Origin of the sequence: Nitrosomonas sp. PY1, from assembly GCF_022836435.1 — a bacterium.
Taxonomy (GTDB): Bacteria; Pseudomonadota; Gammaproteobacteria; order Burkholderiales; family Nitrosomonadaceae; genus Nitrosomonas.
Genome location: NZ_BQXC01000001.1, coordinates 2,436,392 through 2,461,013, shown reverse-complemented (window position 1 = coordinate 2,461,013; position 24,622 = coordinate 2,436,392). Strand labels below are relative to the sequence as shown.

Genomic DNA, 24,622 nt, shown 5'->3' with positions numbered 1-24,622 from the left:
AATTAGTTAATGTATTCGAATACTTTGACAACTTTACTTACGCCAGAAGTTCCGCTCGCAATTTGTGCCGCATTATCTCCTTCTTGACGAGTAACCATTCCCATCAGATAGACAACTGAATTTTCGGAAACGATTTTGACATGATTGATTTGAAATTTACGCTCTGTAAGAAATCGTGTTTTTACTTTAGAGGTTAGTAATGTGTCGCTGCTTCGTGAGGCTAATGAGGTAATATTTGCAACGGCGATTTCATTGTAAATTTTTCGAACGTTATCCACGCCCATAATTAATTTTTCGATATCGGCTTTAATTTCTGCGGTAGGTGCTTCTCCCGTCAATAGAACCAAGCGATTATAGCTGGTAACATTGATATGCACATTGCCACCAAATTGTTGGTTGATGCGTTTTGAGCTTTTTAATTCAATACCCTCATCTTCAATGAACATGCCGCTGGTTCTACGATCTTCTGAAATATACGTCCCGGTTCCCGCAGCGGTGCCTATTGTGAACATTGGAACACAACCGGTCAGAGTAAGTAAGATTACAGGAAAAGATAACCAGGAAAAATTAAGATATTTCATTTAATTAAAAGCTCCTCAGAAAGCAAATCTTAAATAAGATAATACAGTAAAATAACCTGTTATCGAGTATTCGATCGCATAAAATTGTGAATATTAAAGCATACTTTGATTAATCTGATGAACTTACGAGGGTGTTGACAGTGCAGGCTAAACATAATGCAAATAAGTTTCAAGATTCGTCGCCAGTATTAGGTGTTGCTGTAGGTGAAACTCGCTATCTAATACCGATGAGCGAAGTCAGCGAAGTAGTTGATATGTCAAAAGTAATCGCTATTCCTTTGACACAATCTTGGTTCTTGGGCTTAGCTAATGTACGTGGAAATCTATATGGCATTACTGATTTGAGTGCTTATCTTGGTGACGGGGCAGTACTTCTTAATTCAAAGTCGCGAATCCTGTTGGCCTCGCTCGATAAAAAATTATCTGGAGGGTTTGTGGTGGATAGTATGCTGGGTATTCGGGAGCGATCTGAATTTACCCTGTTGGAAAAAGAAAAGAAAAAAGCGAAAGAGACTATACGTAAACAATATAAGGATATTGAGGAGCGTATTTGGGAGGAGTTAAGTTTGTTTGCATTGATGCGTGAAGAGAAATTTCTGCAAATTGCTTTGTAGCAAGAATACTCTGGGATATTGGATAATCTAATTATTTATAAAAGTTCGTTTGAGCAGTAAAGTTAATATGACCGAAATTTCTGCAACAGTTGCTAAAAATAAAGCGAAAATTCTTGCTGAAGCGCTTCCTTATATTCGGCGATTTCATGATAAAACCATCGTGATTAAGTATGGTGGCAATGCAATGGTCGAACCGCATTTGCAGCAAGGATTTGCGAGTGATGTAGTGCTGCTAAAACTGGTTGGAATGAATCCAGTGGTAGTTCATGGTGGAGGACCGCAGATTGATGAGATGCTAAGGCGTGTAGGTAAGCAAGGAGAGTTTATCCAAGGTATGCGCGTGACTGATGCAGAAACAATGGATGTGGTTGAAATGGTATTGGGTGGTGCAGTGAACAAGGATATCGTGAATCTCATTAACAGCCATGGCGGTAAAGCTGTAGGGTTAACCGGTGTGGATGGCGCTTTTATACGGGCCAAAAAAATGCTAATGGCTGACCGTGAAACGGCCGGAAAATGGATCAACATTGGTCAAGTTGGGGAAATTGAATCGATTGATCCTGCTTTAATTGCTTTACTCGATACACAAGACTTTATTCCGGTGATTGCACCGATTGGTGTTGGTGTCGAGGGAGAATCCTATAATATTAATGCTGATTTAGTAGCAGGTAAATTAGCGGAAATTCTCAAGGCGGAAAAACTAATTTTATTAACTAATACGGCAGGTGTATTGGACAAGAATGGTAATCTTCTAACTGGTTTGACAGCACAAAAAGTTGATGAGCTATTTGCAGATGGCACCATTTCTGGGGGTATGCTGCCCAAAATTAGTTCGGCTTTGGATGCAGTCAAGAATGGCGTTAAATCTTGTCATATAATCGATGGGCGAGTGGAGCACGCGTTGTTGCTAGAAATTCTAACCGATCAAGGTGTGGGTACGTTGATCAAGCATAGTTAAGGGGCGCTGGGTAAGTTACGATGTACGATGATTTTTGTGATGTTCTTATTTTTGATTCGGAATCAAAGAATAAAAAAATCACTTACTATGTTTGACTAGAGCGGATAAGATACCTCGAAGTATTTGTACTTCTTCTTTCTCAAGTCGCGCGCGCGCAAATAACCTACGGATTCGTTGCATTAGCAGCTTGGGTTTTTGTGGGTCCAAAAAATCACTGTCAATCATTAATGCTTCCAGGTGTGCATAAAGAGCTTCGGTTTCGTTGAAGTCAGCAGGTAAATTGTTAGCGCAAATGAAAGCCGGTTTTTCAGATAATCCCATACGTAACTCGTAAGCCATGATTTGTACTGCGCTTGCTAAGTTTAAAGAAGAATAATCCGGATCAGATGGAATTCGAATAATAATTTGACATTTACTGACGTCTTCTGTGGTTAATCCGGAATTTTCACGTCCAAATAATAAAGCGACGGGTTGCTGCTGTAGCGCATAGCGTAGTAGTTCTTTGGCGCCTTGCCGAGCATCAAAAACTTCATGTGATAGCCCTCTTGGTCTGGCCGTAACAGCGGCAGTAAAAACCGTACCTATCAATGACTGATCTAACGATTCACAGGTGATTGCGTGCTGCAAAATGTCCATTGCGTTTGATGCGCGAGCATTTGCTTCTTCATTTGGAAAATGTCTTGGATTCACAAGATACAATGCGTGTAATCCCATTGTTTTCATTGCTCGTGCCGTTGCTCCGATATTGCCAGGATGGCTGGTGTGACTTAAAACGATGCGAATAAAATCAAGGGTTGTCATATTTGCGAAACGGGTAATTTATGTCGCGCTGTCAAAATTGATAATTTACGTATTTTATAATCATTGCTTCGACCACGATGCTAATATTCCCGGATTGGGGTTTTGCCTTGAATTATAGTATCTATAGTAGTTACGCATCTCACGGTATGCAATTCCCTAGTCAACGATGATCGGGATTGAGAATTATACTCGACGGTGTATGAAGTCCTTGGAGTGACCATTGCTTTTGGCTGTCGTAACGCATATTTCAATTTTGATTCAATATGTCACGATATTTGTCTTATCAAAAAAGCTACTACTGTTAAATTTAATTGTATTTTTTAAACAAGCGCTAATTAGCTCATAAAGTGAGGGTTATTTTTCAGCTCTATTAAAGTCCGCATATCTTATTATTCAATTTCGCTCGGGTTTCGAATGACACAGAAACTGTGAATGGAGTATGAATAATATCGGGTCGTGTTATGCAGTATCCTCAAATAGGCGGAAACTTTCAATAATCTAATTTAACTGAAAGGGTTAGCAGTAATGAAAGTAAATTAAACACTCATTATCCTAGCATTAGTGATTATCGGTATTTTTTTTAGTGGAATGTCATTTCTCAGGTTGTCATTAGTTGAATGGTTTATTTCAGACATCATTTTAGGCGGGATTCTATACCTCAGTTATCTTGTTATTGCTTCAATCTGGACTGACTCAAGATGGAATGACCGCAGTTTCATTAACAAAACGACATTGCAGAAATAAATTTTTGTGTGTTAGCAAAATATTTTGTAATTCGGTATCTTGATGTTATGAGCATTTAAATGTCTTGAAAATCAACATGTTTATTAAATTGCTTAAGTTTCGAATAATTGGGTCGATGTGAACTTATTGTGAATGTTATATAAATAATATGTGAACTAATTGTGAATAATATGTTAATATAATGTAAATAATATGTGAACTTATTGTGAATGATGTTGTCATATCGGTATAAAATTAGAAATTACGAATCAAATTTATTTAATCGATTTAACTTAAGGAGTTAATTATGAAAGCGAGTCAAATATTTGCTATCTCTGCATTAATCATAAGTGGTGTGTTTTTTGGTGTTTTGTCGTTTTTCGAACTGTCATTTTTAGAATGGTTTATTTCTGATGTTATTCTTGGAGTAATTCTTTATTTCAGTTATCTTGTTATCGCTTCAGTTTGGGGTGGATCAAAATTGAGTTATAACCGTTTTCTTAAGAAAGCAACCGTTCAAGAATAATTTTCCATTTTCTTAAAACAAAAAGGGATCAATATTGATCCCTTTTTGTTTTATATCTCAAAAGCTCCCACACAAATTCATCATCATCCCGTAGAGCGCTTGCTCCTGAAGTGGTCATGGTGAGCATTGATAGTCGTTCCGGTAGTTGTGGATCCAATGCTGATGCGCATCGATACCAATGTCAAAACATGCGCCATTATTTAAGTACATAATAAGATACCGATTGATTCTACTGGTTTGATCGGTTATATGCTCTGTACGATTGATCTGAATATACCTGGCAATTAGTATTACAGCAGAATCTGCACTTGGTGCATTGTTTGGGGATCTGTCGCACTAGAATTATTTTTTCTTCCCTTCTTTTGCTGTGTCTTTTGAATTCATGGCATTATTCAGCTTTTCCTCAATAGCAGCCGTAGGAATCATGCCACCAACGATCGTGCCATCTGCAAAAATCAATGTGGGTGTTCCTGATACTTTGTTGTCTCGACCTGCTTTAACGAGCGATTCCAGGGGTGTTTCACATTCTTTGTCAGAAGGTGCTACACCCTTTAACATAAAATCATCCCATGCTTTGATTTGATCGTCGGAGCACCAAATTTTTCTAGAAACCTCCATGGATCCATTTAAAACGGGATAAAGCAATATATAAATCGTGGTGTTGGTAATGCTTAGGAATTCTTTCTCCAATTGTTTACAGTAAGGACAATTGGGGTCGGTGAATACGGCCACGTGTCGTTTACCGTCGCCTTTGACAATCTTGATGGCAGATTTTAAAGGTAAGGAGTCTAATGGGATTCGGCGCGCTGCTTTAATCTGTTCGATTCTTTCATGGGTCATACTCGTTCGGGTTTTTGCATCCACTAAATGTCCAAAAAAGAAATAATTTGCATTTTCATCAGTATAGAAAACTTCATCTCCTACTACAACCTCATAAATTCCATTGAAATAGGGAGTTTTTTTTAAGCTATCAATCTTATGCCCACCAAAATGGGATTGAACGCTTTTTTTGATTGCTTCTTCATTTGCAAGAGCAATTGGGGAACCTACAACTGAAAGTAAAATGAAAAAGCAAATAAGTTGGATCGGACGCATGATGATCAATTTTTTCTCCAAAAAGATTTAGTTTAAGGCGTGTTGCATGAGATGGTTCTTAATAAACGGTAGGCGGTTGGTCATTTCGAGTCCCAGATTTCTTAAGCGTGCTATTGTGGGATTGGAATTGTTGAACAGTTTCTGCAATCCATCAGTTACCCATTCAAGCGCCACTATATCTTCTTTACGAGCGATTTCATAACGTCGCAACATCATATAATCTCCGCAATCCGATTGTTTAGTTTGAGAATTTAAGACACGAGCAAGTTCTCGGGCATCTCGTAATCCAAGATTGACCCCTTGACCTGCGAGTGGATGAATGCCATGTGCTGCATCACCGATTAATACAAGGCGGGGTTTGACCAGTGGTTCTACGTGCAAAGAATTTAATGGAAATCCAACCGGTGGTGTGACGAGTTTCATTCTTCCTAACTGGCTAAAGGATGCTTCTTGTACCTGATGGCACAGTTCCTCTGGTGGTAAATGACATAGCTGATCGGCGTGTTGTTCACCGGTAGACCAAACAATGGAGACTTTTTTTTCAGGAAGTGGCAAAAACGCAAGAATCCCATCGCGTCTGAACCATTGCCGTGCAATATGGCGATGCGATAGCTCAGATTCAAAATTAGCCACTACGCCAATCTGCTGGTAAGATTTTTTTGAGGCACAGATATCAGTCTGATTGCGCACCCAGGAGTTAATGCCATCTGCACCAACAATCAAATCAGATTCCAGATGGTTATTGTTTTCTAATTGAAGAATAACACGCGAATTTAAGAATTCTATTGAAGTACACTTTTGAGAAAAAATATGCACATTTTCACTGGCTGTTTTAAGCGTATCCCATGCGGAATTTTGTAATTGACGATTTTCTACGATATAGGCCAACTGCGGTAAACCGATTTCATAAGCACTAAAGTCAATCTGCGCGCAATGATCATCCCCGAATACCGCCATGTCGTAAACAGGCGTAATTCGCTCGTTGGCTATTCGTTGCCAGATTCCTAATTGCGTTAAGAAATCAGCGCTTCCCGGGCTGATTGCATAAATACGGCTATCCCAGCTAAGATCTTGCGGAATTGACGTTGGTGCATGAGGCTCTATTAAAGCTATTTTGAAGCCATTTTCTTTCAGGGCAGCTACCAAGCATAAGCCGACCAACCCACCGCCGACAACAACGATATCGAATTTCATAGAGATAGTGAGATATAAGGCACGGTTACTTAAAATTGAACGGGAGCAACTATGGAACGGGTATTGCAGTTATCTTTTGTAAGTTAGCGAACCTGAATATATCACGAAATAATCGTTCCTTTCTAAACATGATTTTAACAAATTATCTCACTTGTCTTGACAAGATAATCCATTGGTAGGCAAAATCGCAGTCCTGCATTTGAGATACAGGCGAATTAGCTCAGTGGTTAGAGCAGCGGAATCATAATCCGTTGGTCCGGGGTTCAAATCCCTGATTCGCCACCAAACTCAAGTTTCAAGTGACTTCACATCGCATCAAATTCCTTGAATTAACTGGCTTTAAGAGGAATTGATAGCTTCAGACTGTATCACAAAGTATCTGTACATACCATAGTTTTAATGGTACTTTTGTTGGTAGATTTGATACCATCAATTTTGATACCAACAAATGATCACGGATGTACTGATTCGGCAAGCCAAGCCTAAGGACAAGCCTTACAAGGTCAGCGATGGCGGTGGCCTGTATCTTTTGATTAATACCACAGGCAAATACTGGCGATTGAACTATCGTTTTGCTGGTAAGCAGAAAACCTTGGCGGTAGGTGTTTACCCAGCAGTATCACTTATCGACGCCAGAAAGAAGCGTGATGAAGCTAAGGTATTATTAGCCAAGGATATCGATCCTTCGGTAACCAAAGCACTCAACAAGCGAGCGGCACGTACCGCGGCGGAAAGCACTTTCCAAGTCATAGCATTGGAATGGTATGCAAAAAATCAGCACACCTGGACGGAATCAACGGCTATGACCATTTATCGTTTTCTTGAGAAGGATATCTTCCCGTGGTTAGGTAATCGTCCGATAAAAGATATTACCGCACCAGATTTGCTGGCAGCACTGCGTAAAATAGAAAGCCGTGGCGCCCATGAGAAAGCGCGTAGGTGTCGAGGATATGCAGGTATGGTATTTCGCTATGCGGTTGCGACCGGACGCGCTGAACGCGACCCCAGCGCAGATTTAAAAGGTGCATTGGCACCCGTTAAAACCAAACACTATGCCAGTATTACCGATCCAAAAGCCATTGGCGCACTCATTCGCGCCATAAAAGGCTATACAGGCTCTTTCGTTACGAAGTGCGCTCTTAGCCTTGCCCCGCTCGTTTTCGTTCGTCCTGGCGAGCTTAGACATGCCGAATGGTCAGAGATCGATTTTGATCGTAAGGAATGGCGAATCGCAGCGCATAAAATGAAAATGCGTGAGCAACATATCGTGCCACTATCACCACAGGCAATTGAAATCCTTCAAACCGTCAAGCTAATGACAGGCCACGGACAATATGTTTTCCCGAGTATCAGAAGCGGATCGCGTCCTATGTCAGAAAATACCATCAATGCTGCACTAAGACGTTTAGGCTATGAAAAAGAAGAAATGACAGGTCACGGCTTCCGATCAATGGCAAGCACTCTCCTACATGAGCATGGATGGCCGCATGAGGCAATTGAACGACAGTTAGCACACGCTGAGCGTAATGCTGTCGTAGCAGCTTATAACTATGCCGAGCACCTGCCTAAGCGGCGGGAAATGATGGATTGGTGGGCGGATTACTTGGATGAATTGGCGGAAGGCGCAAAGGTATTGAGTTTAAGAAGCTGATTAATAGATAAATATTTTAGAGAATGACAACTAAACGGGAATGGTTTCGCAAATTAAGAGCTTTAAAAAATGAACCGAGATACCTAACGTCTAGCGAATGCGATGAATTGATACTGCTTCTTGGCGGTACTGTTCGGCCAAACCATAGACCGCCAATAACTGTTTTTAACATGAACCGCCGTCATTTAAACCAAGGGGGAATAGCAACCCTTGTATTCGGTTTTCTAGAAAACGCCGAACACGTCAAGCAATTTGAGAATAAGTTACATGAATTGGAAAGCCCAGATTGGCTAGAAAACCAAATAAACATAACTTCTCTTGTAATAAGTCGTGCTGATGCGGAACGAATGGCGCTGGAATATAAGGCTGATGAAATAAATTACCTGAAAGGTCGAATTGAGTCTTTGCGTCAATGGTCAGCGAAGAACCGATCTGATGCTGAACGTATGGCTGTAAAATGGTTTGAGAGTAGAAACTATCAAATTTCTTTGAAGAAAATTAAAAATGAACTTTCCAATTTAAGAGAAAGAGCTGGATTAAAGACCCTTAGGTTAGACGATTGGCGAAGTTTAAATTTGAAGAAACCAAGTACAGAGAAAAGGTGATATAGGAATTGAGAGAAACGGCTTCCACTCAAAAAGGAAAATTAAGTTAAACGATAACGAAGGAAATTACTTTTAATACTCTTATTTTGACTTCTTAACTATGTCATATAGGAAGTCAAAAATGATTTTCTTATGATCCTTCCTGTCATTAACAGCAACAGGATAGATCACAATGAAACTCACAGAAGCATCATCAGTACTTCACAGTTCTTTAACTAATTTTGATTCATATCCTGATTCTGCATTTGTGCGAGTTGGCACGGTAGCTGAATTACTGGCTTGTTCAAAAGTTTCCGTTTGGCGGATGTCAAAAAACGGGACACTGCCAAAACCTATAAAAATATCGAATCGCATCACCTGTTGGCAAGTTGGACAGTTACGCAAATCGTTAGCACTGATTAATCGTGAGGTTTAACGATGCCTACAAATGCGAACGCCCTGCGGGAACAGGGCGCGAATAACTTCAAGCGAGTAAATTATAGCATCGTCAAAAGATATCCACCTTACGGTAAACAATTGGATGAGCTAAGACGTAAGGGCTTGGTGCCTAATCAACGGATCATGGTCACGACTGATTGGGGATTGGGAAAAATCTTTCCACGTATTGTTATTCCTAATGATGTCGCTATAGAAAATCTTAATTTCAACTACCTCGCGGGTTTAGGCGTTCAGATCATTCACCACGACAGTGAAGCTGATTTGGTCAGAGCATTAATCGATGAAATTTTGAAGGTAAAACCAAGGTGCCTGGTGCTTTTTAATTACGATCTTGCCAAGCAAGAGAACCGTGATCAATCCGCCTTTACTGTGATTCAACCGCCACGGGAGGTTATCAGACATGACCTTTGAAACTATTCCGGCAAATCATGAGCAACAAACGGTTTATGCCGATCTCTCCACTGAAACGCTGCAAGACACTATTGCAAGGCTTGCAAAACTTCATCCTTTGGAATATGACAAGGTACGTCAGGATGAAGCTGATAAATTGGGCTTAAGCAGAGTTGCTGAACTTGATAAATCGGTTAAGCAAGCACGAAAACAATCGGTAGAAGATAACGCACCATTTGCCAATATTGAGCCATACGCTGAACCAGTGAACCCGTTGCAATTGCTGAATGAAATATCTGCGACGATCAGGCAGTTTATTGTCTTGGAAAAATACCAAGCAGATATCGCCGCGCTATGGGTAGCAGTATGTTGGTCTACTGATGATATTCAAACGGCACCAATCTTACTGATCAATGCGCCTGAACGGGCTTGTGGCAAAACTCAATTATTAACTTTGCTGGCAAAGCTTGCGCCACGCGCTACCCAGTTAAGCGGAATTAGTCCGAGTGTGCTGTTTCGCATGATTGAAAAATATCAGCCCACTTTATTTATAGATGAGGTTGAAACGGTACTGAAAGATAACGAGGATTTGAGAGGATTGCTTAATGCTGGCCACACAAGAGATTCAGCTTTCGTATGGCGTAGTGTTGCTGCTGGCGATGATTTTGAGCCAAAGCGGTTTAACGTTTGGGGAATGAAGGCCATCGCCGGAATCAATGCGATTAAGTTAGCGGAAACTGTAACAAGTCGATCAATAGTTTTTGAACTAAGACGTAAGAAACCAAATGAAAAAGTAGACCGCCTACGATTCGCTGAACCGCTTTTATTCGAGCGGTTAACGGCACAGTTAGCCAGATTTTCCAAAGATTATTCAAATCAAGTCAGAGAAACTCGCCCAGTATTACCTGATGAGCTTGGAGACCGTGAGCAAGACAATATTGAACCATTGCTGCAAATTGCATACGTTGCCGGTGACCATTGGCCAGATACCGCTACAAACGCAGCATTAAAAATATTCCAAGCATCACATAGCGCACAAAGTACAGCCAATGAATTGTTAAGTGATATTCAAGAAGTATTTGAAACAAAAAATGTGGGCAAGATGAGCACAGCCGATTTAATAACTGCTTTAGTCTCAGATGATGAGAAATCCTGGCAAACCTATAACCGAGGTAAACCGCTTTCACCAAAACAGCTTGCAAATAAGCTTAAAAGCTTTGGAATCAATTCAAGAACTATCCGAATCGGTTTTGAAACGCCACGAGGTTATGAATTGAATCAGTTTAGTGACGTTTTTGAAAGATATCTTACGCACAACACGCATTCCCCTTTTCTAAGTGCAACATTGCCACAATCCAGTATTCATAAGGCTTTGCTTGTTGCGGATGATGTTGCGGATAAAAATCCTAAGTGCAACAGTGAAACAAATGTTTTAGATAGAAAAAATGTTGCACATAGCGAAAATCTAAGTGCAACGCGCAAACCCGCACCAGCATTAGATTGTGACAATGTTGCGGATAGAACACCCCCAGCCGTGAATTGCGTGAGGATATAACGACATGGAAGCTACTGAAATTATCGAGTACTTACGTGACCGAAATTTTACCATCAAGACCGATGGCGATTTTCTCGAACTATCTCCACCTGAAAAAATAACTGAGGATTTGATCAAAAGGCTACGCGAGCATAAACCTGCAATCATTGCAGAGCTTAAACGTGAACAACGACGCGCAAAGGTGCTCGCGATACTGGCAGAAAATCCCGAGACACAACGCGCCATAATTGCTGATGCTTCAATAGACCCCAGCAGCGTAATACTGACCATAGCAATCAAGAATCACTACACCTTTGAGATGCTGATACCAAAAGAGAGGTATGATGGTTTTACATTACTTTCGATTATTCACGGTTTAAAAGAAGCAAATACGCAACACTGACAGGTACAACCATGACAAAAATTATTTTAATTATTTCTTTAGTAATCACTGCGATACTTCATGTTTATTTTATTTTCACAAATAATGGCGGTGTGTTGGCTTATGAATTAGCAGGATTGTTGATCGCTTTCATTTGCTCAATGCTGCTATTGACTGAAAAGTAGATTGGCGATTTATAAACGATTGCGTTAATTAATGTTAAGGAAGGTTAATTATGAATGAGAAGCAGCAGCAAGCGATTTTAATGATGGCGGAAGGCAAGGCGTACCAAGAAATAGCCGAGGCGTTAGACGTGACACCAAAAACAATCAGTCAATGGCGCACCGATCCTGCATTTCGTGCAGAACTCAATCAGCATTTACATGACATTAAAGCTTACCATTCTGAGAAGCTGCGACAATTACAAGGTCAGGCGTTAAAAACAATCGAGGATTGCTTAAATGATCCTGAAATACCAGCAAAAGACAGGCTTGCGGCTGCATTTAAAACATTGGAATTGGGCAAAATAGACGTTAGTGAACCAGGTAGTACCGATGCATCACAGTTGAAACTCGAAAATGATTTTAATCTTAAGCGTGATAGAGCACTTGCTGGCGGGCGACAATTATCAACAAGGTAGTGGGGGTGATAAATCTTTGGATGTTTATATCAAAGTGCCGTGCTCAGACCAAATCGCAAACAATGGAAAGCGAGAGTTTCAGGAGCGAAATTTCGGCTTTTATTCAAAAAAGACGCACCATATAATCATCATCTATATCAGTAGATTATATCAAATTAGCATGTAAAGCTATAGATCAAGATTCACAAGAACAAAACTGAAGATTAGTACTTTAAGTGCAAGCTTATCGGCATTGATTTATCCTAAACCTTGATATATAGTGACCGTTAGTCACCCTATCCTAAGAAATTGGGATAGCCCCGTCGGCAGATGCTGACGGGTTTCGACCCGTATGTATTTTTATATATACGGGCTCTGTTGGCCAGTGCTGACAGATAGTCAACCTGTGGATATCCACAGCCCCGGCGGCCTGTGCTGCCGGTTTTTTTTTGGAAAAAGGAATGGAACATCAAAAACGACGAGTGGCTTGTTTTGTTGATGGTTTCAATCTTTATCATTCAATTGATGAGCTTCGTGAAAATCAGAAAACACTCCATTACCTAAAGTGGTTAGATTTAAAAAAGCTTGTCAACGCTCTCATCATACAATCCAAAGAAACGATAACAGATATTCATTATTTTTCTGCGTATGCAGTTTGGTTACCTGATGCAGTTGCAAGACATAAGCAGTATGTTATGGCTCTTAAGTCAGTCGGGGTGAATATTAAGCTCGGACAATTTAAGAATAAATCTCGCTCATGTAAGCAATGCAAGTCAGAATGGATAGGTCACGAAGAAAAAGAGAGTGATGTTAATTTCGCTGTAGAACTGTTGAATCGTACATGGAAGAAAGAATTTGATAAAGCCATAATTATTACTGCTGATACTGATATTGTTCCTGTCTTACAAATGATTAAGAAAGACCATCCAGATCTTGAATTAACAGCTGCAATTCCAGAAAAGCGCTATGGAAAAGCTATAGCCCTTAGAGAAGCCTGCCACAATTCAATGCGTATAAAGAAAAAGCATCTGGAAAATAGTTTATTTTCGGAAACTATAGTTGATAGCACAGGAAAAATTCTTGTGACGTGTCCATTAAAATACAAACAAAATTATTGACTATTATAAAGATAATGTCTTCTTTGTTTACTCTACGGATTGATCCACATCAATGGAAGAAATAACCTTATGGCGAGATCGAGAAATAGTAAATTTGAACTCGTTGATTTCGGATCGTGATGGATAAAGAACCGGAAGGATAAAAATTACCCCTCCGGTTGCCGTATGGAAACATATGAACTGCGGTATTACCCGCATTTCTTATAACGGCTATTGTTGGCTTAAGTTGAGTGCGTCATCCTTACAAGATTGCCGGAAGGCTTCATAACGCTTCCTAGACGACTCATGGTTGCTATAGTGGCAGCCGACATTTTCTGCCGCGCTATTAATGCAACCCATAACCTCCTGAGCTTTCCCTTTGATTGTTTCGACGGCATAGGCTATATCCTCCAGATCGTTACGTGGCATTTCTAGGCTTTTTAGGATCAACCTTGATATGGCTATGATTTGGTAAAATCCTTCCTGTGATAAAGCATCCATATCTTCAATGGCATTTTGAAGTTCCTTGTAATCTTCAAATGAAACCATATCGTCTTTGACGACCTTCAAATTGTCACTGGCTTTGTTTGTTTCGCTAGTCATGATTTCCTCCGGTGAAAGTTTCGCCAGCCTTTCGTTATATTCGATGAAATCACTACCTGAAAATTGAACCCTCAGAGTCACAGCACAAAAATTTGTTGGTATTTTTGTTGGTATGTTTTAAAAAGATAAAAATTAATTATCTATTAAACATTGGGTTAATAACACTTTTCGGTTGCCTGATTCCCATAAAACAAGTGATTAAGTCGTTTATAGTCCTTATTTTTCTGATGTGACAAAATTGTATCATCAAGAAAGCTTGAAACCAATCTGGCAGTTGCATACCCTGCGGCTTCGATAGGTGTGCAATCTGCTGACTATACTCCGCTCTAGACTATCCAATCTCTAATCCGAATTTATTGAACCACAATACGTTGCGGGCAGCACTTAACTCCTATACAACAATTACTGAAAACTAAGAATACTTAGGACTAAGTTCATATGAAATAACTATTTTTTTATGTGACGACAAGTATTAGCATCGTTCGATGAAGATTTTATTGTGCAGTGTTAATTTGGTTTCTCGATGATCATCAATCTTTTTTAGAGAGAGTGATATATGACAACAGTTTTTGATTTGGCGACGCTCAATGGTCGTAACGGTTTTAAGGTAGCTAACGCCGGGAATGGTGTTAGTAACGCTGGGGATGTGAATGGCGATGGTTTTGGCGATATCGTAATCGGTGGTAATGCGTCTGATAATAATGGAAACCAATATTTTACGAATTATGTGGTTTTTGGTAAAAGCTCTTCATTCAATGCGGTTTTTGATCCCTCTACTTTGAATGGCGGGAATGGTTTTCAGGTGCGTGCTAGTTATTCCAATTTTGCAACTACCGCGGGTGATTTCAATGGTGATGGTTTCGATGATGTACTTGTGAATGGTCATACGTACAGTAATATAAGCGCCTATATAGTATTGGGTAAGGCATCGGGATTCAGTGCGAATACGGAAGACATATTTTCGATACCGGCTGATAAAGACAGCCTTATTAAGATTGATACGGTAGGAATGGGAAGCGGCAATGAATCTGATTTTTTCCAAGTTAGGAGTGCTGGGGATGTGAATGGCGATGGTATCGATGACGTCATTATAGGTTATAACGGTGGTGCGTATAACGGTGTGAGCAAAATCGTTTTTGGTCAAAGTGTTTTTTCTAGTGGGTATTTTCCGGCGCTGGATGGGACTAACGGTTTTTTTGTAAAAGGCACAGGCGATGATTCTGCTGGGTTGGGTGGTGATGCGTTAGGTGCTTCGGTTAGCGGAGTCGGAGATATGAATGGCGATGGCTTTGATGACGTGATTATCGGGTCGCCTTATGAATTCTGGACTACGAGTAGTAATACCAAGGGTTCGAGTTATGTCATATTTGGTAAAGCCTCTGCATTTGATGTAACGGTCAATCCGGCCGATCTCGATGGCAGCAATGGTTTTCGTCTGGACGGTGTGGCAGATAAGGATTTTTCAGGGAATTCGGTTAGCAATGCGGGTGATGTCAATGGCGATGGTTTTGATGACTTGATAATCGGCGCCCCGGATGCTGATATCCATGGCTACGATTCGGGTTCGAGTTATGTCGTGTTTGGTAAATCCTCTGGTTTTGATGCAGCTTTCGATTTGGCCGATCTCGATGGTAGCAATGGTTTTCGTCTGGACGGTCTGGCAGAAAGGGACTATTTAGGAAGCTCGGTCAGCAATGCTGGTGATGTCAACGGTGATGGTTTTTCTGATGTGTTGATATCGGCGTCAGGGGCCGATAATCATGGTACCGATTCGGGTTCTGTGTATGTCGTTTTCGGTAAATCTACCGGTTTTACTGGAGTGTTGGATTTGGCGAATTTGGCGAGCAATGCGGGATTCCGTATTGATGGACAGAATGCTGGAGACCGTTTGGGTTCGACTAACACGGGAGATGCTGTTAGTGCAGCAGGCGACATCAATAAAGACGGTTTTTCCGATCTGATGGTGGCGAGTATGAGTTCACAAACCAGCTATGTCATTTTTGGCCGCAGTGATTTCGCAAATACAGAAACTGAAAAGCTTATAAAAGGCACCCATAAAAGCGACAAGCTCATCGGTACCGCTGCTGCAGAGCGTTTCGAAGCGGGCAATGGCAACGATACTATGATCGGACGAGGTGGAGCCGATAGCTATTTGGGTGGTAACGGAAACGACTACATTCGCGTGAGCGATTTGAATTTCAAATTGGTCGATGGTGGTAGAGGCAGCGATACATTAGGGATAGCTGCGGTCGATGCGAACCTGGATTTGGCGAACTTCTCTGGCAAGATTAAAGGTATTGAGAAGATTAATTTGTATGGCTCTTCCGGTAGCGATAATGGTTTGACTTTGAATAAAATCCAGCTAAAAGCATTGTCGAACACCACTAACAAGCTCATCGTCGAAGGTAATACAGGCGATTATGTGCATGTAACCGACGATGGGTGGCACGATAAAGGAATTCATAACGGTTATCATACCTATACGAATGCAGATGCCCAATTGCTGGTGGGGGTCAATGTCGCGGTAGATTTCGGTTTAATCGTTGCGTAGCTTTTTATTTTTATCATCAGCTGTATACTGGATTCCAATCAATAGACCGAACCGGAGTTCTTGTGAGTTCAAATGATACCGCTCAATCCCCAGCTATTTCAGCAACGATACCAACACCAATACTTGAGATTAATGGCTCGCGCCAGTTTTTATCGTGGCTGGCGGAGCAGCGTCTATCGATTGCATTTACCACTTACCAAATCGGAAAAGTTTATTTCATCGGTTTGAAACCGGATAGCACTTTATCTGTTTTTGAGCGCAGTTTTAATCGTTGCATGGGCTTGTGTACTACCAGCAACGGATTGTATATGAGTGCTCTGTACCAAGTATGGCGGTTTGAAAACATATTGCAAGCAGGGCAGCGGCAAGATGGCTTTGATCGACTCTATAGACCACAAATAGGTTATACCACCGGCGATCTGGATATTCATGATATGGCGGTGGATAGCAATGGCCGACTGATATTCGTTAATACGCTCTTTGGTTGTTTAGCTACATTAAGTGATACACACAGCTTTAGGCCAATATGGCAGCCGTTCTTTCTCAATAAATTAGCAGCGGAAGACCGTTGTCATTTGAATGGTTTGGCGATGAAAGACGGACAACCTGCATATGTTACTGCGATCAGTCAAAGCAATGTTGTGGATGGTTGGCGTGATCATCGCGCTAACGGCGGTATCGTCATGGATGTTGCGCGCAACGAAATTGTTTGTTCAGGGTTATCGATGCCACATTCGCCACGCTGGCATCAAGGTAAGTTATGGTTATTGAACTCAGGTACTGGTGATTTTGGCTATGTTGATTTGAATACTGGGCGGTTCGAATCAGTGTGCTTTTGTCCAGGCTATATGCGTGGATTGAGTTTTTGCGGTAATTTTGCATTGGTGGGTTTATCCAAATCACGCGAAAACAGAACCTTTAGTGGCTTGGCTTTGGACAATAATCTTAGGTTGCACCGGATCGAAGCGCGATGCGGTATCCAAGTGGTCGATTTACGTACTGGCGATATTGTTCATTGGTTTCACATGGAGGGTGTTGTTAGAGAACTCTATGATGTAGTTGCTCTGCCGGAGATACGCTGTCCCATGGCGCTTGGCTTTAAAACGGATGAAATCCGTAGATTGCTGAACATTGAGGATTCGCTCGTACCTTCAAATTAACAAAGTGAGCCTTACGGAGAAGGGTTGGTTGGGATAGCTTGAATGTAACCTAGCTTTTTTCTGTGTAGTACTCTAAGAGATTAAACAGTGCGGTTATCTATGACCTTAGTAATATTTTCCCTCTTTCGCTACAACTCTGGCTTATCCAATTGATAATAGATTAAATAAACCCCGATAGACATCAGGTTCAATGATGTCCGCCCAGTTCTTTGTCGGTGAATAAATAATCCTTTAATTCTTGATCAAATCTGGGATCTTGTCGGCGAATCCATTCCAAGACCATGGCGGCGTGTTCCTTTTCCTCGTCGCGATTGTGCGCGAGAATGGCCTTAAGTTCTGGGTCCTTGCATGCATCAACGCGTTGATTGTACCAATCGACTGCTTCCAATTCTTCCATTAACGATACGATTGCCCGGTGCATGTCACGGGTTTTTTCGGATAGCTCATCAATGGGTTCATGATAACCTTCATTAGACATCTTTTAATCTCCATTTTTCATTTTATAGTAACATACGAAAGCGCTAATAGATGAGCGTTACTTGATTTATTAGTGATACTGATATTGTTGCGGATAAGATTATGGCAGTAAGAGTGTATGTGGGGACAGAGATAAATGATAAACGTATGGTGTCCATGATGTATATCGAATTAGTTTTAGAATTAGAGAGACCAAAACGATGAGTTCTTTGTTTGAATCGTTTAAGTTAAAAGATGTAACCTTACGCAACCGTATTGCTGTGCCGCCTATGTGTCAGTATTCTGCTATTGATGGCGTGCCTAATGACTGGCATTTTGCGCATTATTCAGGGCTTGCAAGAGGTGGAGCAGGGTTGGTTATTGTAGAAGCGACCGGAGTTTCCTCGGATGGCCGGATTACGAATGCCTGCACAGGACTATGGAATGACGAACAAGCTATTGAGCATGCAAAAATCGCTAAGTCGATTAAAAAAGCGGGTGCAGTTCCCGGGATTCAGATTGCCCATGCAGGTATGAAGGCCAGTGCAAATAAGCCCTGGGAAGGAGATGATCATATTCCTGCCGATCATCCAGATGCATGGAGAACGATTGCACCTTCTGCTGTTTCGTTTGGAACCGAGGCGCTAAACCGTGTGCCACGAGCCATGACAAAAGATGATATTTCCCGTGTGCAAAATGATTTTGTAGCAGCGGCTAGGCGGTCTCTGGATGTTGGTTATGAGTGGTTGGAATTACACTTTGCGCATGGTTATCTGGCACAGAGTTTTTTTTCTCGTCACAATAATCAACGTACCGATGAATATGGCAGGCAAGCAGGAAATCTTGGCCGGTACTTACTGGAAACCGTGAGAGCGGTGCGCAAGGTTTGGCCTGAAAATCTGCCCTTTACGATGCGTTTTGGTGTGCTGGAATTCGATGGTCACGATGAAGAAACACTTCAGGAAGCAATTAGTTTGACAAGAAAATTCAAAGAGGATGGTCTTGATTTTATGAGCGTAAGCATAGGTTTTACAACACCCAAAGCAAAAATTCCTTGGGGGCCGGCCTTCCTGGCGCCTTACGCTAGACGTATAAAAGAAGAAGCCTGTATACCTGTCGGATCAGCCTGGGGCTTTGATACGCCTTCACTTGCCGATGCTTCTATTCGTAATGGAGACCTGGATATCGTATTCGTTGGTCGTGCGCATTTGGCAAACCCACATTGGGCTTACAGAGCAGCTCTCGATCTTGGTATTAAACAGCCTGAACAAATACTTCCTGATCAGTACAAATTCTGGCTGGAGCGTTATCACATGCGTAATGCCTAGTTATTTAGGATAAAGTTTTTCTTATCATCTTGAATAAACCACTGTTCTTAAGGTATAGTTCGCGTTTTGCTATTTCCATCTGAACAGAAGAGCGTGCTGTATTTATTTTAGCACCGCCGAAGGCGTAACCCCCCGGAATCGCTCAGGTAGGTACGATGTTTCGTTCCGTAAAAACCGTTCAGAAGAGGCAATCTGGAGAGTGCCGAGAATATATTTCTGGCCACCGAAGGGGCACGCAGATAATCATTTGCTAATCTCTCAGGTAAAAAGGACAGAGGGGCGTTACGTCATAGCGTAATGACTTTTTATTTTTCGGGAGAATAATCCGTGTTAAAAACGACACCTCTTAATCAAACCCATCGTGACATGAACGCCAAAATGGTGGATTTTGGTGGCTGGGATATGCCGCTGCACTATGGTTCGCAGCTTGATGAGCATCATAAAGTACGCCAGGATGCCGGTATGTTTGACGTGTCACATATGTTACCGGTAGATATCAAAGGTAATCATGTTCGGGATTTTTTGCGTCGGTTGGTCGCTAATAATGTTGATAAACTGACTGTTCCAGGCAAAGCACTTTATTCCTGCATGCTGACGCCACAGGGCGGTATTATTGACGATCTGATCATTTATTTTTTATCCGAGACGTGGTTTCGAATCGTAGTTAATGCCGGTACTGCGGATAAAGACGTTGCTTGGATACAAAAACAGCGTGATGATTATGCGACTGACTTGGAAATTATACCGCGCCGAGATTTGGCGATGATTGCGGTACAAGGCCCCAACGCTCGTGAAAAAGTCTGGCAAGTAATTGCTGGATCGCAAGTTGCTACCGAAACATTAAAACAATTCCAATCGGTTGAAGTGGGTTCGTATTTTATTGCTCGCACCGGCTATACTGGAGAGGATGGTTTTGAGATTATTTTACCGGCTGCTGAAGCGCCGAAATTCTGGCAAGCTTTACATGCTGTCGGTGTTGCACCTGCTGGATTGGGCGCGCGAGATACATTGCGCTTGGAGGCCGGTATGAATTTATACGGCCAGGATATGGATGAAACCAAGCATCCGATGGAGTCAGGTTTGGCCTGGACGGTTGATTTGAAAGCGGATCGTGACTTTATCGGCAAGCAGGCGTTATCAGATACTCCAATCACGCATCATCTTGTCGGATTGGCGCTGTTAGATCGTGGTGTGTTGCGCAGCCATCAACAGGTGGTGATGCGGCGCGACGACGTGGAACATCAAGGGGAAATCACGAGTGGTGGTTTTTCACCCACAATGAATCAATCGATTGCTTTAGCGCGTGTGCCCATTGCAGTTTCAGTTGGTGACGAAGTGGATGTCGTCGTGCGCGATAAAAAGCTGCGTGCTAAAGTGGTAAAATATCCTTTCGTACGTAACGGAAAAGTGCTGATTTAATTCGATAACGACAAACTATTACCTTTAACCTGGAGTCATAAATGCAAGTTCCCGCAGATTTAAAATATAGTAAATCCCACGAGTGGGTCAAATCCGAAAATGATGGTACCGTGACGGTTGGAATCACCAGCCATGCTCAAGAATTGTTGGGAGATATGGTGTTTATTGAGTTACCCGAAGTCGGTCGCACTTTGAGGCAAAAAGAGGAGTGTGCAGTAGCTGAATCGGTTAAAGCCGCCGCAGATGTTTACGCACCGATCTCTGGTGAAGTTGTTGCAGTTAATTCACCTTTAGCGGATACACCTGAAAAAATTAATGAAGACGCTTTTTCAGCTTGGCTTTTTAAAATCAAACCGAGCAACCCTTCAGAACTTGACGGTTTATTGAGCGCCTCGGCTTATACTGAATTGGTGGAAAACGAAGAACACTAATCCTATTAAGGCCAACGTAGCATCTATGTTTGCTTGAGTATCAATTTATCCTTATTAATACATTATGCCGTTTATTCCACATACTGAAGAAGATGTCGCCGAAATGCTCGACAGCATTGGCGCAAAGACAATTGAAGAACTGTTTGATGAAATTCCAAAGGAATTAGTCAGTGGCCAGTTAACGGGTGTTCCTGCCGGTTTGAGCGAGATGGAAATTACCCGATTGATGATGGAACGTGCCAACAAAGACGGTTTTTATCAAAATTTTATTGGAGCCGGCGCTTACGAACATCATATTCCTGCGGCTGTGTGGCAGATAACCACCCGCGGTGAATTCTATTCTTCGTATACACCGTATCAGGCCGAAGCCAGTCAGGGCACATTGCAATTACTGTATGAATATCAGTCGATGATGGCTTCATTGACGGGTATGGATGTGTCCAATGCCAGTATGTATGATGGTGCAACTGCGCTGGCGGAAGCTGCTCTGATGGCGGTACGTTCTCATAAGACGTCGCGTCGTATCCTGATTCCGAAAACAGTTCATCCAATTTATCGTCAAGTTGTGCGAGCGATTGTCAGCAATCAAAAGATTGAAGTTTTGGAAATTCCTTTTGATATTCAATCGGGGCAAGTTTTACCTGAGTCTTTGTCGAAGTTTGGTAAAGACGAGTTTGCAGCATTGGTTATTCCGCAACCCAATTTTTTTGGTGTGCTGGAGCGAGTCGATGAGCTTACCGATTGGGCGCATACCAATAATGGATTTGCAATTGGCGTAGTTAATCCAACTGCGCTGGCTTTGTTAAAACCACCGGGTGAATGGGGTAGTAAAGGCGCAGATATTGCGGTGGGTGAAGGCCAACCTTTGGGTATTCCTCTTTCTAGCGGCGGTCCCTATTTCGGCTTCATGGCTTGTAAAAATGAACTGGTGCGCCAGATGCCTGGTCGTATCATTGGTCGCACGACCGATTTGGATGGTAAAGAAGGGTTTGTGTTGACATTGCAAGCGCGTGAGCAGCATATTCGTCGTTCCAAAGCCACTTCGAATATTTGTACCAACCAAGGATTGATGGTGACGGCTGCAACTATCTATATGTCTTTGATTGGACCAGAAGGGTTACGTCGGGTGGCTGCACAATCGCATGCCAATACGTTGGATCTGGTCGAACAACTTGAATCCATAAATGGCGTGAAAAGAGCTTTCGACACGCCGACTTTTCACGAAACTTTGCTGACATTGCCTAAAACGGTTTCTGATGTGCTATCCAAGTTGAAACAACAAGGTATTCTCGGCGGATTGGATTTGCACGGATACTATCCTGAGCTAGGTAATACACTACTGGTATGTGTTACCGAAACTAAAACTTCAGCGGATTTGCAGCAATATGCGCATGCATTGAAGCAAATTTTAAGCTGATACATTCTGCTAACTGATCGATAGAGGTAAAAATTATGGTTACATTGAAAGGCAAGCCCATTAAAATTGAAGGTACTTTTCCTAAAGTAGGACAAAAGGCACCGGCTTTTTCCCTAGTAAATAGAGATTTAAATGATGTCACACTAGCAAACTTTGCGGGCAAGAAAAAAGTGTTGAATATTGTGCCAAGCTTGGATACACCGGTATGTGCGCTATCGACCCGGAAATTTAATCAACAAGCCAGCGATATGGAAAATACCGCAGTGTTGATCATTGCTGCGGATTTGCCGTTTGCCATGAGTCGTTTTACCGATGCCGAAGGTTTAGATAAAGTAGTTACGCTTTCGACCATGCGCGGTGCTAATTTTATGAAGGATTATGGTGTTCTAATCGGAGATAGCCCATTTGGTGGCATTACGGCGCGTGCGGTGATTGTTCTTGATGAGTCTGACAAGATTATTCATGCCGAATTGGTACCGGAAATCGCTGATGAACCCAACTACGATGCAGCGATGACTGCTTTGAGAAACAATAAATAACAACAAATTTGCTCATCCATTTTATCCAATCCAATCCAATCATGCTGATATTTGAACACTCGCGCAAAGGGCGTCGCAATTATTCACAATCGCCAGAAAAAGTTGCTAACAAATCGAAGATTCCACAAGGTTTGTTGCGCAAGTCGCCAGTACTGTTGCCAGAAGCCTCCGAAATGGATACCGTGCGCCACTATACTCGCTTGTCGCAAAAGAATTTTTCAATCGATACGGAATTTTACCCACTGGGTTCGTGCACGATGAAATACAATCCGCGCGCATGCAATTCTTTGGCGATGCTGCCGCAGTTTTTGGGGCGGCATCCGTTGGCACCGGAAGATACCGGGCAAGGTTTTATGGCGTGTCTTTATGAATTACAGGAAATTCTCAAATCGGTCACTGGAATGGCGGGCGTAAGTTTGACTCCGATGGCTGGTGCGCAAGGCGAATTGATCGGTGTGATGATGATTCGTGCTTATCATGAAGCGCGTGGTGATTTTGAGCGCACTGAAATCATTGTTCCGGATGCGGCGCATGGTACCAATCCGGCGACAGCAGTGATGTGTGGTTTCAAGGTTGTGGAAATTCCGACCGATAAAGAGGGCAATGTTGATCTGGCGGCACTTAAAGCGGCTGTTGGGCCGAAAACGGCTGGGTTGATGCTGACCAATCCATCGACACTGGGCGTGTTTGAAAAAAATGTAGCTGAAATGAGTCGCGTAGTGCATCAAGCCGGTGGATTATTGTATTACGATGGTGCAAATTTGAATGCGGTGTTAGGTAAGGTCAAGCCAGGAGATATGGGGTTTGACGTGATTCATATTAATTTACACAAAACATTCTCGACTCCGCATGGTGGTGGTGGACCTGGCTCTGCCCCTGTAGGTGTGGCGGAACGATTGTTGCCATTTTTGCCGATACCGAATGTTGCTAAAGAGGGCGATCGTTATCGTTGGTTAACCGAAAAAGATCGTCCACAGACTATTGGTCGTTTATCAGCGCACATGGGAAATGCGGGTGTGTTGCTGCGCGCTTATATTTATGTGCGTTTGCTGGGTATGCATGGCATGCACCGCATTGCGGAATTTGCTACTTTAAATGCCAACTACTTAATGGCAGAGTTGCGCAAAGCTGGGTTTGAAATTGCTTATCCGACACGGCGGGCCAGTCATGAATTCATTGTAACCTTGAAAGATATCAAGGATAAAACTGGCGTAACGGCAATGAATCTGGCTAAGCGATTATTGGATAAAGGATATCACGCGCCGACAACGTACTTTCCGTTGCTGGTGCCGGAATGTTTGTTGATTGAGCCGGCCGAAACGGAATCCAAGGAAACTCTGGATGCTTTTGTCCAATCGATGAAAGAGATTCTGCAAGAGATTGAAACGCAACCGGATATGATCAAAGGCGCACCGCATACCATGCCTGTGCGTAAACTGGATGATGTCAAAGCTGCGCGAGAATTGGATCTCGCTTGGAATCCACCTTCGTAGTCAGAGTTTATCATTGT

Annotated in this window: 26 protein-coding genes, 1 tRNA gene and 1 riboswitch; of the genes, 21 read left to right on the top strand and 6 right to left on the bottom strand. The window is 42.1% G+C overall.

The genetic code is table 11. The features are described 5' to 3' along the window. Positions 1-2 precede the first annotated feature (2 nt). Positions 3-581 (bottom strand): BON domain-containing protein, encoded by a 579-nt coding sequence (locus W03_RS11430; RefSeq protein ID WP_244073443.1) that lies wholly within the window; start codon positions 579-581, stop codon positions 3-5. A gap of 140 nt (positions 582-721) precedes the next feature. Here W03_RS11430 and W03_RS11425 point away from each other — a divergent pair, with 140 nt between their 5' ends. Next, the gene (locus tag W03_RS11425; protein ID WP_244073434.1) at positions 722-1,195 is read left to right on the top strand and encodes a chemotaxis protein CheW; all 474 of its coding nucleotides are present in this window, start codon (positions 722-724) and stop codon (positions 1,193-1,195) included. 67 nt (positions 1,196-1,262) lie between these two features. Then, positions 1,263-2,153, top strand: coding sequence for an acetylglutamate kinase (argB, locus tag W03_RS11420; RefSeq protein WP_244073432.1), 891 nt, complete (start codon positions 1,263-1,265; stop codon positions 2,151-2,153). Between the two features lie 78 nt (positions 2,154-2,231). Here the strand turns inward: argB and W03_RS11415 are convergent, their stop codons facing one another. Then, complete coding sequence (locus W03_RS11415) at positions 2,232-2,954, bottom strand: RNA methyltransferase (RefSeq protein ID WP_244073430.1); 723 nt, start codon at positions 2,952-2,954, stop codon at positions 2,232-2,234. Between the two features lie 1,030 nt (positions 2,955-3,984). Between W03_RS11415 and W03_RS11410 the strand changes: the two genes are divergently transcribed. After that, positions 3,985-4,203 carry a C4-dicarboxylate ABC transporter gene (locus tag W03_RS11410; RefSeq protein WP_244073428.1) on the top strand — a complete coding sequence of 73 codons (219 nt, stop codon included), beginning with the start codon at positions 3,985-3,987 and terminating at the stop codon, positions 4,201-4,203. Between the two features lie 342 nt (positions 4,204-4,545). On the opposite strand, the gene W03_RS11405 is transcribed toward W03_RS11410, so the two are convergent. Beyond that, complete coding sequence (locus tag W03_RS11405; protein ID WP_244073425.1) at positions 4,546-5,319, bottom strand: DsbC family protein; 774 nt, start codon at positions 5,317-5,319, stop codon at positions 4,546-4,548. Positions 5,320-5,325: 6 nt separating this feature from the next. Next, positions 5,326-6,492, bottom strand: a complete 1,167-nt coding sequence (locus tag W03_RS11400; protein WP_244073424.1) for a UbiH/UbiF family hydroxylase — start codon at positions 6,490-6,492, stop codon at positions 5,326-5,328. 209 nt (positions 6,493-6,701) lie between these two features. On the opposite strand from W03_RS11400, the gene W03_RS11395 reads away from it, so the two are divergent. The 10 genes from W03_RS11395 (at position 6,702) to W03_RS11350 (ending at position 13,229) form a co-directional block, all read left to right on the top strand. Further along, positions 6,702-6,777 (top strand) — tRNA-Met (locus W03_RS11395). 163 nt (positions 6,778-6,940) lie between these two features. Then, positions 6,941-8,143, top strand: coding sequence for a tyrosine-type recombinase/integrase (locus W03_RS11390; RefSeq protein ID WP_244073421.1), 1,203 nt, complete (start codon positions 6,941-6,943; stop codon positions 8,141-8,143). 23 nt (positions 8,144-8,166) lie between these two features. Further along, entirely contained in the window at positions 8,167-8,748 is a 582-nt protein-coding gene (locus W03_RS11385; protein WP_244073414.1) for a hypothetical protein, read from the top strand. 172 nt (positions 8,749-8,920) lie between these two features. Continuing rightward, a complete protein-coding gene (locus W03_RS11380) occupies positions 8,921-9,163 on the top strand; it encodes an AlpA family transcriptional regulator (RefSeq protein WP_244073412.1) in 243 nt (80 codons plus the stop codon). A 2-nt stretch (positions 9,164-9,165) separates the two neighbouring features. Beyond that, on the top strand, positions 9,166-9,597 hold the full coding sequence (locus tag W03_RS11375) for a hypothetical protein (protein ID WP_244073410.1): 432 nt from the start codon (positions 9,166-9,168) through the stop codon (positions 9,595-9,597). Then, positions 9,587-11,131 carry a DUF3631 domain-containing protein gene (locus W03_RS11370; protein WP_244073408.1) on the top strand — a complete coding sequence of 515 codons (1,545 nt, stop codon included), beginning with the start codon at positions 9,587-9,589 and terminating at the stop codon, positions 11,129-11,131. Before W03_RS11375 ends, W03_RS11370 begins: the two co-directional genes overlap by 11 nt. A gap of 4 nt (positions 11,132-11,135) precedes the next feature. Continuing rightward, positions 11,136-11,513 carry a hypothetical protein gene (locus W03_RS11365; RefSeq protein ID WP_244073406.1) on the top strand — a complete coding sequence of 126 codons (378 nt, stop codon included), beginning with the start codon at positions 11,136-11,138 and terminating at the stop codon, positions 11,511-11,513. An 11-nt stretch (positions 11,514-11,524) separates the two neighbouring features. Next, positions 11,525-11,677, top strand: coding sequence for a hypothetical protein (locus W03_RS11360; RefSeq protein ID WP_244073405.1), 153 nt, complete (start codon positions 11,525-11,527; stop codon positions 11,675-11,677). Between the two features lie 50 nt (positions 11,678-11,727). Further along, positions 11,728-12,132, top strand: coding sequence for a helix-turn-helix domain-containing protein (locus tag W03_RS11355; RefSeq protein WP_244073403.1), 405 nt, complete (start codon positions 11,728-11,730; stop codon positions 12,130-12,132). A gap of 440 nt (positions 12,133-12,572) precedes the next feature. Continuing rightward, positions 12,573-13,229 (top strand): NYN domain-containing protein, encoded by a 657-nt coding sequence (locus tag W03_RS11350; RefSeq protein WP_244073401.1) that lies wholly within the window; start codon positions 12,573-12,575, stop codon positions 13,227-13,229. A gap of 210 nt (positions 13,230-13,439) precedes the next feature. Here the strand turns inward: W03_RS11350 and W03_RS11345 are convergent, their stop codons facing one another. Beyond that, positions 13,440-13,811: a hypothetical protein gene (locus W03_RS11345; RefSeq protein ID WP_244073399.1), complete on the bottom strand. Its 372-nt coding sequence runs from the start codon at positions 13,809-13,811 to the stop codon at positions 13,440-13,442. A gap of 556 nt (positions 13,812-14,367) precedes the next feature. On the opposite strand from W03_RS11345, the gene W03_RS11340 reads away from it, so the two are divergent. Together W03_RS11340 and W03_RS11335 are read left to right on the top strand one after the other, a co-directional pair. Next, positions 14,368-16,362, top strand: a complete 1,995-nt coding sequence (locus W03_RS11340) for an integrin alpha (protein WP_244073398.1) — start codon at positions 14,368-14,370, stop codon at positions 16,360-16,362. A 62-nt stretch (positions 16,363-16,424) separates the two neighbouring features. Further along, positions 16,425-17,522 (top strand): TIGR03032 family protein, encoded by a 1,098-nt coding sequence (locus tag W03_RS11335; protein WP_244073396.1) that lies wholly within the window; start codon positions 16,425-16,427, stop codon positions 17,520-17,522. A gap of 187 nt (positions 17,523-17,709) precedes the next feature. Here the strand turns inward: W03_RS11335 and W03_RS11330 are convergent, their stop codons facing one another. Then, complete coding sequence (locus W03_RS11330) at positions 17,710-18,000, bottom strand: ferritin-like domain-containing protein (RefSeq protein WP_244073394.1); 291 nt, start codon at positions 17,998-18,000, stop codon at positions 17,710-17,712. Positions 18,001-18,199: 199 nt separating this feature from the next. Here W03_RS11330 and W03_RS11325 point away from each other — a divergent pair, with 199 nt between their 5' ends. The 6 genes from W03_RS11325 (at position 18,200) to gcvPB (ending at position 24,605) form a co-directional block, all read left to right on the top strand. Further along, positions 18,200-19,306 (top strand): NADH:flavin oxidoreductase/NADH oxidase, encoded by a 1,107-nt coding sequence (locus W03_RS11325; RefSeq protein ID WP_244073392.1) that lies wholly within the window; start codon positions 18,200-18,202, stop codon positions 19,304-19,306. 182 nt (positions 19,307-19,488) lie between these two features. Next, positions 19,489-19,591: riboswitch (glycine riboswitch) on the top strand. 42 nt (positions 19,592-19,633) lie between these two features. Beyond that, positions 19,634-20,725 (top strand): glycine cleavage system aminomethyltransferase GcvT, encoded by a 1,092-nt coding sequence (gcvT, locus tag W03_RS11320; protein WP_244073390.1) that lies wholly within the window; start codon positions 19,634-19,636, stop codon positions 20,723-20,725. A gap of 41 nt (positions 20,726-20,766) precedes the next feature. Continuing rightward, a complete protein-coding gene (gcvH, locus tag W03_RS11315) occupies positions 20,767-21,156 on the top strand; it encodes a glycine cleavage system protein GcvH (protein ID WP_244073389.1) in 390 nt (129 codons plus the stop codon). Between the two features lie 64 nt (positions 21,157-21,220). Beyond that, positions 21,221-22,573, top strand: a complete 1,353-nt coding sequence (gcvPA, locus tag W03_RS11310) for an aminomethyl-transferring glycine dehydrogenase subunit GcvPA (RefSeq protein ID WP_244073387.1) — start codon at positions 21,221-21,223, stop codon at positions 22,571-22,573. 35 nt (positions 22,574-22,608) lie between these two features. Next, positions 22,609-23,112 (top strand): thiol peroxidase, encoded by a 504-nt coding sequence (tpx, locus tag W03_RS11305; RefSeq protein WP_244073386.1) that lies wholly within the window; start codon positions 22,609-22,611, stop codon positions 23,110-23,112. A gap of 41 nt (positions 23,113-23,153) precedes the next feature. Next, positions 23,154-24,605 (top strand): aminomethyl-transferring glycine dehydrogenase subunit GcvPB, encoded by a 1,452-nt coding sequence (gene gcvPB / locus W03_RS11300; RefSeq protein WP_244073384.1) that lies wholly within the window; start codon positions 23,154-23,156, stop codon positions 24,603-24,605. Positions 24,606-24,622: the final 17 nt, after the last annotated feature.